10 protein-coding genes are annotated in these 11,626 nt (G+C 43.4%); 6 read left to right on the forward strand and 4 right to left on the reverse strand.

Features of this window, described 5'->3' with window-relative positions; all coding sequences use genetic code 11:
- Window positions 1-13 precede the first annotated feature (13 nt).
- Entirely contained in the window at window positions 14-535 is a 522-nt protein-coding gene (locus AMBT_RS11625) for a DUF2937 family protein (RefSeq protein ID WP_013784820.1), read from the forward strand.
- A 213-nt stretch (window positions 536-748) separates the two neighbouring features.
- Window positions 749-1,030: a hypothetical protein gene (locus tag AMBT_RS11630; protein ID WP_013784821.1), complete on the forward strand. Its 282-nt coding sequence runs from the start codon at window positions 749-751 to the stop codon at window positions 1,028-1,030.
- Between the two features lie 197 nt (window positions 1,031-1,227).
- On the opposite strand, the gene AMBT_RS11635 is transcribed toward AMBT_RS11630, so the two are convergent.
- Both AMBT_RS11635 and AMBT_RS11640 read right to left on the reverse strand, forming a co-directional pair.
- A complete protein-coding gene (locus AMBT_RS11635) occupies window positions 1,228-2,439 on the reverse strand; it encodes a GNAT family N-acetyltransferase/peptidase C39 family protein (protein WP_013784822.1) in 1,212 nt (403 codons plus the stop codon).
- 2 nt (window positions 2,440-2,441) lie between these two features.
- A complete protein-coding gene (locus AMBT_RS11640) occupies window positions 2,442-3,941 on the reverse strand; it encodes a RimK family ATP-grasp domain-containing protein (RefSeq protein WP_013784823.1) in 1,500 nt (499 codons plus the stop codon).
- Between the two features lie 340 nt (window positions 3,942-4,281).
- On the opposite strand from AMBT_RS11640, the gene AMBT_RS11645 reads away from it, so the two are divergent.
- Window positions 4,282-5,250, forward strand: coding sequence for a calcium/sodium antiporter (locus AMBT_RS11645; protein ID WP_013784824.1), 969 nt, complete (start codon window positions 4,282-4,284; stop codon window positions 5,248-5,250).
- On the opposite strand, the gene AMBT_RS11650 is transcribed toward AMBT_RS11645, so the two are convergent.
- Entirely contained in the window at window positions 5,243-5,638 is a 396-nt protein-coding gene (locus AMBT_RS11650; protein WP_013784825.1) for a hypothetical protein, read from the reverse strand. The genes AMBT_RS11645 and AMBT_RS11650 overlap by 8 nt on opposite strands.
- A gap of 292 nt (window positions 5,639-5,930) precedes the next feature.
- Between AMBT_RS11650 and asnS the strand changes: the two genes are divergently transcribed.
- On the forward strand, window positions 5,931-7,328 hold the full coding sequence (gene asnS, locus AMBT_RS11655; RefSeq protein ID WP_013784826.1) for an asparagine--tRNA ligase: 1,398 nt from the start codon (window positions 5,931-5,933) through the stop codon (window positions 7,326-7,328).
- Window positions 7,329-7,426: 98 nt separating this feature from the next.
- Here asnS and AMBT_RS11660 read toward each other — a convergent pair whose 3' ends face one another.
- Entirely contained in the window at window positions 7,427-8,557 is a 1,131-nt protein-coding gene (locus AMBT_RS11660; RefSeq protein ID WP_013784827.1) for a hypothetical protein, read from the reverse strand.
- A 349-nt stretch (window positions 8,558-8,906) separates the two neighbouring features.
- Between AMBT_RS11660 and AMBT_RS11665 the strand changes: the two genes are divergently transcribed.
- Both AMBT_RS11665 and pqiB read left to right on the forward strand, forming a co-directional pair.
- Window positions 8,907-9,902 carry a paraquat-inducible protein A gene (locus tag AMBT_RS11665; RefSeq protein WP_013784828.1) on the forward strand — a complete coding sequence of 332 codons (996 nt, stop codon included), beginning with the start codon at window positions 8,907-8,909 and terminating at the stop codon, window positions 9,900-9,902.
- Window positions 9,899-11,533 (forward strand): intermembrane transport protein PqiB, encoded by a 1,635-nt coding sequence (gene pqiB / locus AMBT_RS11670; RefSeq protein ID WP_013784829.1) that lies wholly within the window; start codon window positions 9,899-9,901, stop codon window positions 11,531-11,533. Before AMBT_RS11665 ends, pqiB begins: the two co-directional genes overlap by 4 nt.
- Window positions 11,534-11,626: the final 93 nt, after the last annotated feature.

The raw sequence follows: 11,626 nt of genomic DNA on the forward strand, positions 1-11,626 counted from the left end.
GTCAGTCATTTATATGTTCATACGCGTTGTCGATAAAATCGTTTTTGCCACTCTGTTTGTTGCCGCATTGCAAGTGCCTATTTTAGCCGATCACTATAGACAGTATTTAAGCGGCTATTACGATGCAACCCGCGAAGAAGTGTCGGCCATGTCGGCATTAGCAACGCAGCATGGCTATGCATCAGTGGGGGCAATGTTAAATGCACTAAGGCAAAACAGTGAAGCTGTGGTGAGGGCAGATGCAGAACGTAAATCGGCGCTTTACACCAAGCTAAGCCATATAGAGCAAGGGGTCAAGCCCCTTGAGTACGGGCATTATTATGAAAAAGCCTGGTATATGGTCTCCCCTTCAAACGCGCCTACGCTGCAAAAGGTGTTGGGTAATTTCAGCCCGTCGGTGCCGCTTACGCCATCTTCCATTGTTTTCAGTTTTATTACTGCTTTGCTAGTTAATTTATTATTGTGGAGCCCTTACCTTTGCTACTGCCAAGTTAGGCACTTGAAGCACAAACCGCGGCACGCCAGCTATCGCTAACGCACTTTTTGCGCTGCCTATTTCCCTATCTATTTCCCTGTCTATTTCTCCTACTTTTTTCTTCTAAAATGCACTTTGAGTAAATTCTATGCAAATTTGGCACTCTCCATGCTACAACCTTATTACGAGTTTTATTGTTTCAGCATAAACAAACTATGCCAATTACAAAAAACGCAATTATTTTAGTTAGTTAAATAGTAAGGAAGAATCATAATGCCTACTGACGCACAATTACTTATTGGGAAAGTGTTGCAAATAAAAGACAAAATTAGTGCAAAACGTCATTGTATCCCTAACGAGTTACAGACTGAATGGAACGCACTTGATAAGAAAACAGCCTGCTTCGAAAGCACCGCCATTTTTAAATCTGCGGTGAAAGGTCAACATACCAGCAAGCAACTTGCCTACTCTGGTTCAGTTAAGGAATTATCAGGTTTAGTTAGCCGCTTGAACGCGCTAAATGAAGAAGTTACGATTGCGCAGGTTAAGCACTAACAAAGGCGCTGCTATTTTCTAACTCAAGCTTCTCAAACAAAGGTTCTCAAACAAAGGCTTTTAGGCTCTACCTTAGTTTTTGTTTCTTAGCGTTGTGAAAACAACTGCGCCTTTTATTATTGAAGCAATCTTGGCTATTGGGCATACATTTGTAGCTACATAAGGCTTTAGAAATTAGTACTTAATATACCGGTTATTTACGTAGCAGCTTTTGTAGACAGTAGCACTAGCGTACGCACTTTGCGTGTACCGTAACTGGCTAAGCGAACAAAGTCGTCTCTTGCCACCGGAATGTGTTGAAATTCAACACGCTGACTTTCGTTTTGACTATTGCCTTCGTCAGCATCGGGATCGTGCAAGTAAAAGCATTGTTCATCGTAACTGGTAATAGCCACCCAATGTGGTGCTTTTTTCTTATCAAATGCATAGGTGCTTATTAAGCACACCACTGCTTTACCAGCATCTAGGGCCTGTTCTATAACATCAACCCGCCACTCTTCAGTAGCAATAGCCATATTGCTTTTTTGTGCTTGAAGCAAAAAGTCAGCTTCTACTTGCCCAACAATATGCTTTTTATGCTCACTTCTTACGCCATCTACAAACAATGGCAAAGGCTGGTTAATCAGAACTTCTGCCGTAAACCCTTCCAATTGTGCCGCTAGCGCCAATCCAATAGGGTGGCAACCGCCATGACCTGACGTCATAAATATTGTGGTCGCCGTACGCCAAATCGCTAATTCTTTTTGCTGGTTCATTTCATAATTATTTTGCAACGAACACATAGCCATCATTAATGCTGATGGTCCACAGGTAAATTCAGTCGTTTGCTGATACCAAGGGTATATAGCGTGAGACATGGCTTTCGATGACACCAATACCTTCTGCATACGCAAGGCATTTGAATGATCGTCGTAATAATCAACGTACATACCGAACTGTTTAAAGCCTAGCCGTTGGTAAAGTGAAATAGCGCCTTTATTGTCCGCAGACACTTCCAGGCGCATAAAGCGCTTTCCCCTGGCTAACGCCTGCTCCCCTAGTCTCGCAATCAACTTTTCAGCAATTCCAAAACCACGGGCTTCGGGCAACACCGCAATGGAATACAACCGAGTAAGTTGTGTTCCTCTGCGTAGCAACAGTAATCCATAACCCGCAAGCGAAACCCCTTGCGCGGTGTGATGCTCGGCAATATAAAACTCAGCATGTTTGGCCGTAACGTAAAAACGAAAACGACGGACATTCAGCTTATCGCTTTTAAAGCATGTGTTTTCAATGTGTTGTATTTGTTTCACATCATCTAACGTGGCTTTTCTCAATTGAACATTGTTAGCGGCATTCTTTTCAGCTTCATCCCCACCTTTACGTTCAGGTGCAAGTTTATTATATTCAGGCGCAAGTGCATTGTTCATGCTTATCGCCCTCGCCGCTCTAGTCTGTCAGCAAATTCTTGCATAATTAACTCATACAAGGCTTTGCCTAAATACTTATCTTCCACTCCAGCATCTATGCTTGGGTTGTCGTTTACTTCAATCACGTATACCTGATTGCCCGAATGCTTGATGTCTACACCATATAAACCATCACCCACAACCTTTGCTGCTTTAATTGCTGCCTGCAATACCGGCTTCGGTACTTCAAAGGTTGGCATAGTGGTAAAGCCACCGGATGAAAAACGCTCGCCTTGATGGTGATAAATTTGCCAGTGATTTCGCGCCATAAAATACTGACACGCATAAATCGGCTTACCGCCCAACATACCAATACGCCAATCAAACTCGGTAAAAATATATTCTTGAACCAGTACTAAGGCCGATTCAGCTAACATTTCGACTAATCGAGCTTTTAACACGTCACGGTTTTCTGCTTTGTGCACCCCTCTCGAAAATGAGCTTTCAGGTAACTTCAATACCAAAGGTAAGCCGAATTCTTCAATAAGCTTATCGCAGGTTTCATCATCTGAATTCGACACAAAAGTGGCTTTCGGTGCCGGTACTTTTTGATAAGTAAACGCATCTTGTAAAAACACTTTGTTGCAACAGCGCAATATAGACTGGGTATCATCCATCACTATCACTCCTTCACGCTCAGCCGCTCTGGCTAAACGGTAGGTATGATGGTCTATCGCCGTAGTTTCACGAATAAATAACGCATCATAGTGCCCCAAATCTTCAGGCGACAAACGTGAAACCACATCAGCTCTAAAACCCACCTTCTCAGCCGCTTTTACAAAGTGACGAATGGCTCTTTCATCGCTAGGAGGCGTCGACTCATCAGGGTTAACTAAAATAGCCATATCCCAACGAGTGCGCTTACTTACTTTAGAAGCGCGCCACTGTTTCGTAGTGTAGTTTTCTAACTGTGCAATACACTGTTGCTGTTGTTTACTGTCTAGCGCGGTAAAGGGCTTCGCAGCAATATCAGCAAAGCCAACCACATTATGTTTACTACTTACTTTTTTACCTTCCTTTTTGTCTGCACGGGAATCAGATACCGACAGGGTAAGTAGCAAAATTGGACACGGATATTTTTCAAACGCTTGACGGGCGACACGCTTGAAACGCTGATCTTTAACTTCACCAAAAAGTACTAATAAAGGTGCAGTAGGAATGTCAATTTCATCCACGGGTAGCGACAATGCAAAAGGCAGCCTATCCACACTGCGTGCTTCTGCTAGTCGTAAATCGTTTATGGTATTTACACCGGGTAATACTAAATGGTTACGCGCCTGCGCTAACAATGAACAGTAATACCCTTGGCTTAAATAGCGGGTAGTATCACACAGGTTTATCACCCGTATTTTTGGTTCATTAAGCTTCGGAAACTCCGCCAAGTAATCTTGAAAGGTAAGTACCGTTAACGCTGTTTCGCTAAATGGCGTAACATCGTCAGCCACAATCAACGTATTGTGCATGTAATTCGCTTCTAAATAATATTAAGTAAGTTACAATTCGAGTAGTGCGATATTTGAAGTAATACTCACTACCGCTCGAGTAAGATTGGCGCTGAGTTTACGCCGAAAGTGAAAATTGCAAAGCGAATTGAGCACGGCTTTTTTTCATCGTTAAGACAACGAAAACTAATCTATCCAGTAGGGTTATTGATAGCGAAGAGCTGTCGCACGATAGAAGGCGCTAGTCTGTGATTCACACTCAGCCGAAATGAGGCGAAAGCCGAAGAAAGCGATCGTTTTCACTTAGCTTTTTTATAAAAAATACTGCGAACATATTTTAGAGAAACAAGTAGGAGATTGTATGTTATTAGCCAGTTTAGCCATTCTTATTGGGCTGCCGGTTTTGCTATGGAGTGCAGGAAAATTTGTAGGCGGCGCGGCATCTGTTGCCAATCACTTTGGGGTGTCTCCGCTTCTTATTGGTATGCTCATCATTGGTTTTGGAACGTCAGCCCCTGAAATCATTGTCTCAATCTTCGCCGCTATTCAAGGGAACTCGGGTATTGCATTGGGTAACGCCTACGGGTCAAACATTGCCAACATACTGCTTATTTTGGGATTAACCGCGCTTATCAGCCCTATTGCGGTTAAATCGAACATTATTAAAAAAGAAATTCCCGTACTACTGGGCATTACTTTTTTTGCCTCTTGGCAGGTGCTAGACCAAACGGTATCAAAGGATGATGCATTCTCTTTACTTGGCTTATTTGTATTGCTGATCTCTTGGAGTATTTGGCACGGCATGCAAGGCAGTAAAGATAAACTCGCCGATGAATACAGCGAGGAAATCAATGCATCTGAAGGCACAATCAAAACCCACATTGTATGGCTTCTTACCGGCCTATTACTGCTAGTGGCTAGCTCTCGCATGTTAGTGTGGGGAGCCGTTGAAGTTGCTACGTACTTTGGTGTTAGCGATACCATCATTGGTTTAACGGTTATTGCCATTGGTACGTCGTTACCTGAACTCGCCTCCTCTTTAATAGCGGTGAAAAAAGGTGAGCATGACTTAGCCATAGGTAATGTTATTGGCTCGAATATGTTTAACACATTAGCTGTTGTGGGTATTGCGGGTACTATTCAGCCTATGTCAGTCAGTGCAGATTTCTTGTATCGCGATGTAGTGGTGATGCTAGCAGCCACTGTGGCACTATTTGTATTTTGCATCGGCTTTAAACGCCAAGGGCGCTTAAATCGAGTAGAAGGTGGCGCTTTTGTGGCAGCTTACGCCATTTACACTTATTGGCTCATTAGCATTGCCTTTATGTAGCAGCCCCCATGGTAGTGGCCAGCGTAATAAGGCTAATCACAGCTATGCTGGCCAATACGAATAAATTAAAACCGAACTGATCGCCCTGTCGCCTGCTTCGACGGGCGCGCATTACAATACTCACCAAGCTCACCAACAAACACACTTGCAGCATGATTTGCATGGCTTTTACATATTCAGCCGACCAGCCTGTATCGCCTTCAATGCCCCAATATTCTTGAACGCCACTGATAAAATCGGGGCGCGCAAAGTGAAATAGAACCAGGGTTACGACCAATGCTAACCACCCTAGTACATTCAGGGCCAGCATCACACGAAAGAAATTCGTTTCGGTTCTAGGTCTTGAACGTCGCTCTTCAACACCGTACGGATTATATTTATTTCCCATTTGTCACTCTGTTCTCTGGCATCCCGCTTTAGGTTGAGTATACTAGCGTGCTATTGGATTATGCGTTATTAGCGGTATTTATTTTTAGTCCTCTTGTAAACGCCATTCTCGCGTTTTTAAAATGACTAAGTGCTATCTCGCTTTTTCAGGATGAAAATTCTAAAACATGCTGAATTATCGGCAAAAAATCCAAAAGATTGACGTAAAAACCATTATTAGTGCAAATGCACATTGTTGTTGCGTGTGGATAATGACACAAAACAGCATAAATCAGTGAGACGGAGAAATTAACATGACGCATGCGCCCGTTGTCGACGTGCTTAAAGGTAAGTACGCAGTTGGCGAATCGGTAACCGTTAAAGGTTGGGTAAGAACACGCCGCGACTCTAAGGCTGGGTTATCTTTTATAGCACTACACGATGGTAGTTGCTTTGACCCTATTCAAGTGGTAGCACTGAGTTCTCTGTCAAATTACGCTGACGTACAGCGTTTAACAGCAAGTTGCTCACTATCGGTAACGGGTGTGGTAAAAGCATCTCAAGGCCAAGGCCAATCGGTAGAAATTGAAGCAACTGAGGTTGAGGTATTAGGCTGGGTAGAAAACCCAGATACCTACCCAATGTCAGCTAAGCGTCACAGTATCGAGTATTTGAGAGAGTACGCTCACTTGCGCCCTCGTACTAACGTAATTGGTGCGGTAACCCGTGTGCGTAACTGCTTATCACAGGCCATTCATCGCTTCTTCCACGAACGCGGCCACTTTTGGGTATCAACCCCAATTTTAACCGCAAGTGACACAGAAGGCGCTGGTGAAATGTTCCGCGTATCTACATTAGATATGATGAACTTACCACTAGACGACAAAGGTAACGTTGATTACTCAGAAGATTTCTTCGGTAAAGAAACTTACCTTACCGTTTCGGGTCAGTTGAACGTTGAAACTTACTGTACAGCTATGTCTAAGGTTTATACCTTTGGGCCTACTTTCCGCGCAGAAAACTCGAACACATCTCGCCACTTGGCTGAATTTTGGATGATTGAGCCGGAAGTCGCTTTTGCTGATTTGAGCGATATTGCTCAGTTAGCTGAAGATATGCTGAAATATGTATGTAAAGCCGTACTTGAAGAGCTGCCAGATGACATGAACTTCTTTGCTCAGCGCATTAAAAAAGATGCCGTTGAACGCTTAGAAAAGCTAGTGAGTTCTGACTTTGTTCGCATGGACTACACAGACGCTATCGACATTCTACAAAACTGCAAAAAGACGTTCGAATTCCCTGTTGAATGGGGAATTGATTTATCTTCTGAGCATGAGCGCTATTTAGCCGAAGAACATGTTGGCGCGCCTATCATTATGCAAAACTATCCTAAGGATATTAAAGCATTCTATATGCGTATTAACGACGACGGTAAAACCGTTGCAGCTATGGACGTCCTTGCACCAGGTATTGGTGAAATTATTGGTGGTTCGCAGCGTGAAGAACGTCTTGATGTTTTCGATGCCCGTTTGGAAGAAATGGAATTGTCGAAAGAAGACTACGCTTGGTATCGCGACCTTCGCCGTTATGGCACCGTACCTCATTCTGGTTTCGGACTAGGTTTCGAGCGCTTGGTTGCTTATGTGACTGGTATGCAAAACGTACGTGATGTTATTCCATTCCCACGTACACCAGGTAACGCAAGCTTCTAAATGTCGGAAATCTTGTTTATGTAAAGCCAGCACCTTGTGCTGGCTTTTTGTTTTCTGCAGTCAGCGTTTCTTACCACTCATCACTTCACGCTATTTTATTAAGGCGTTATGCCATTGCCAATCGCTGCTGAGCGACACGGTATTACCGTATAGGAATAGCCAATATCATTATTTTCTAAAAGGCTGATAGTTAAAATTTCATAGTCGTTCAATTCCACAACTCGTGTACCTTCGGGGTTAGCGCAGCGAGAGAACTCATCAGCTTCATAATGGAAGATAAACTCAGCAAGCAATTGCATCTGCATAAGTCGAAACTTAGCACTTTGAGCAGCAAGGTCAAAGCTAACCACTTTTTCATCTTCGGTTGAGCCTGGCGAGGTAGCATCTGGTAATGCTTTTGAATCGGCTTCGAGAACTGCAGAAGATTTACGCTCAGCTTCAAATTCCGCCTCAATCAGCCCTTTTAAATTATTAGCAGCGTCAGCCAACCTAACCGTTTTTTTTGCGTTGCCGATTTGGGCATCATTCACACCTTTATCTTCAACTTCAGAGCTGGTCGACACGACTTCAGAGGGCGTGTCTGAGAAAAAGCTCACCACCCCCGATTCCATCGACACTTCTAACACCTTTACCAATATCAATATCGTCCATACGTAGCGGACTAAAGCAGTGGTGAACACAAACCGGTAGTCTGGCGCATGCCATAAGCCATGAACGCCAAAAGGCTTTAGCAGCAGTAATGCAATTAAGTACAGCGGCATGACTAATTGAACAAGTACCAGCGCTAAGAGCGTGGTGATAAAAAACCAGCTTGGTAGCATGAGGATAATGGCGAAATTATGACTGTAAGGCAGTGATGCTGCGCTGACACCCGAAACGCTATTCACTAATCCACTTGCCGAAGCCAACGCAAAATTGGCGATTACAGCATAAATGAAAAGGATCAAAGCTTTACCTGGTAAGCTATTCCATACCACCATGAACCTTGGCCAGAATTCATGAAGAATGGCAATCGTCACCAATGCGCCAATTACGATGTTAAAGAAAACACCCTGAATATCGAAAAACAGTACACTAAAATACACCAAGGTTGCAGCAGCATAACAACGCTGCGCCAAATTCAGGCTTTTCCAAAACGTTGTTCCCCTTGAAGATCGTTTTAGTAAGCCACGCTCGATTACGCGCTTAAATACCCCAAAGCGGCGCTGGATTTGAATTTTTATGTTCATGTAATGTCTTATGTGGTGATTATTTTTAGTTGTACTTCTCAGCGAAGCTTCCCGCTAACCGTGGAATACGCTATTCTGTTAACAATTACAATTCAACGGTTTAACCGTCGTTTTTATAGTTTGGGTATACATTCCGGCTCTAAGGCTTGGATCTACAGTTCGATGTTTCCATTTAAAATAAGGTAGTCGTTTTCTTACCCCTATGGCTGAAGGTAATAGGTTAACCCTCGTTTGCGAACAATGCCATCATCGCGTTGTATTGCCAGAATTGAATCATCGAGAACGGGCAGTATGCCCTCGATGCCATCATACCTTGCTCACATTTAAGAGAAATGCGAGCGAGCGGCTTTTGGCGTTTTCAATAAGTGCGTTTGTGTTCTTGGCCCTATCCCTACCTTTTAACTTTTTGACTTTTAAATCAAGTGGTCAGAAGCATAGTATCGATCTTCCCGGTGGTCTTTCTGTTTTAATGGAAAATGACTATTTATCGTTGGCTATTATTACCGGATTAGCGACGTTAATTTTACCCGGCATGGTGCTTTTAGGTTTTATTACCCTTGGGTTAGCACATTTAAACAATGCAAGAACCCCATTTATTAAGCGAATGTTTTATTGGGTAAGAGCCTTGCTACCGTGGAGTATGGCCGAGATATTCTTAGTTGGAACATTAGTTAGTTTGATAAAAGTCTCCGAACTCGCCGATGTAGCTATTGGTATGTCTTTTTACGCTTTTATTGGTTTTACCGCATTTATGGCTCTTTCTATGTCGAACTTTGACAGTACAGGGTTTGCGTTGTGGCTGCACGAAGGCAACTTACCACCGCCAAAACCTTTAGAAGAAAAACAAGCCAGTGGCAGTATACAACGCACTTGGGCGCTGCTACTTACATCAACTATTTTGTATATCCCCGCTAACGTATTACCTATCATGCGAACTGAATTTTTTGGTCAAGAAACCCCAAATACCATTATAGGCGGCGTGATCACGCTGTGGGAGGGGGGCTCCTACCCCATCGCCATTATTATTTTAGTGGCCAGCGTAGTGGTACCAGTCGCTAAAATTATCATTCTGTGTTGGTTGAATCTAAGTGTTCAACTGGGCCGAACAGGCTCTACACAATTACGCATTCGCTATTACCGCATCACCGAAGCAATTGGACGCTGGTCTATGATTGATGTTTTCGTTGTCGCGGTATTGGTTGCATTGATTCAAATGGGTAATACACTTTCTATTTTCCCTGGCCCCGCAGCGCTTGCGTTTTGCGCGGTGGTCTTTACTACGATGATAGCCGCGATGACATTTGATTCACGGTTAATTTGGCAGCATTGGAAACAACTACCATGACAGAAGAGGCAAAAGTTACGTCCACAAAATCAATCTCTCGTATATGGATCATTCCCATATTAGTAGTCGTGGTTGGTGGCTGGATGGTTTATCAACAATGGAAAAACCAAGGGCCTCTAATCACCATAGAGTTACAATCTGCCACTGGCATTGAAGTTAACAAAACCCCAATCAAAGTGCGGGATTTAGATGTGGGGCAAGTGAAAAAAATTACGCTTAAGCCTAACTTGGACGGTGTATTAGTAACTGCGCGCATCGATGCCAATGCATCTCACCTACTTACCGATAAAAGTGAATTTTGGGTGGTAGCCCCGCGAATTAGTTTTTCAGAAGTGTCCGGTCTAAACACCTTACTCTCTGGTAGTTATATCGCCATGGCTGCGAATGACAGCGGTAAAGAACAGCTCAATTTTATCGCCCTCGAGCGCCCTCCGGTAACACCTGCTGGCACACCTGGATTACACGTCATTCTGCAAAGCGATGATGAGTTTGCTTATAAACCAGGCGACCCCATCATTTACAAAGGCTTCAAAGTCGGTGAGTTTGAAGATGCGGTCTTTAATATTGAAGAACGTGTGGTGTACTACGATGCGTTTATTGAAGCCCCCTACCATAAGCTTGTTACCGAGAATACGCGTTTTTGGGATGTAAGCGGCGTAAAGCTTAAGCTTGAATCAAGCGGCGTAAAAATGGAAACCGGCAGTTTAGAAACCCTGTTAGCCAACGGTATTACCTTTGGTGTACCTGAAGGGGTTCAAATTGGTGAGCAAGTGGTAGAGAACGCGTTTTTTACTATTTACGGCGATATTGCTACTGCCTCCAATGCACGGTACAAGCTTACCGCCGAGTATGTGCTTTTAGTTGATGAAAGTGTTCGTGGGCTTACCGTAGGCGCCCCCGTTGAATACCGAGGTATTGAAATCGGTAATGTAACGGCTATTAACTCGTTTCCTGCCGTGGAAGGCAACATACTTGAACGGGATTATCCCATCCCCGTCATTATTAACATCTACCCTGGAAAAGTCAGACAGCCGGACACAGAAGAAGGCTTGAATGCCATCAAACAAACCATACGCAATTGGCTTCGTAAAGATTTAAGGGCTACCCTCCGAATGGGTAATGTACTCACCGGTGGTCTTTTTGTAGACTTACAGCACGTTTCAAAACCTGACGACAGTGATGAAATAGCGGTGCTGAACGGTTACGAAGTGATCCCAACTGTATCTAACGAGTTTACGCAAATTACGCAAAAAGCAGATGCGATTTTAGACAAGATAAATCAACTGCCTTTGGGTGACATGGTATCAAACGTATTATTGGCCGTGGAAGATATGAAACTGGCTGCGCAGTCTGTTGAAACGGCGAGTGATGACTTTGATTTGCTTATTGAAAATGTAGATACAGAGCTGCTTAACACTAACTTAAATCAAGTATTGATAAGCTTAGACAGCTTGTTAAAAAACTACAGCGAAGGGGGCTTGAGCCAGTCTGAAATCAAAGAAACGGTAGATACTATGCAAGATACTATGCGTAATCTTCAGCCTTTGTTATTAAAGCTGAATCAGTCACCGAATAGCTTAATTTTTACTGATAGCAATAGCTCTGGTATTGAACCAAAAGCGAAAAATTAGCGAAGTAGAAACTTAGTCAACTAAGAACTAAAATACGTATAAGGCTTCTGGGTTTGCGTGGGCAAGTAAATGCCAACCTAGAAGCGGCTGAGC

This window comes from Alteromonas naphthalenivorans, assembly GCF_000213655.1.
Lineage (GTDB): Bacteria > Pseudomonadota > Gammaproteobacteria > Enterobacterales > Alteromonadaceae > Alteromonas > Alteromonas naphthalenivorans.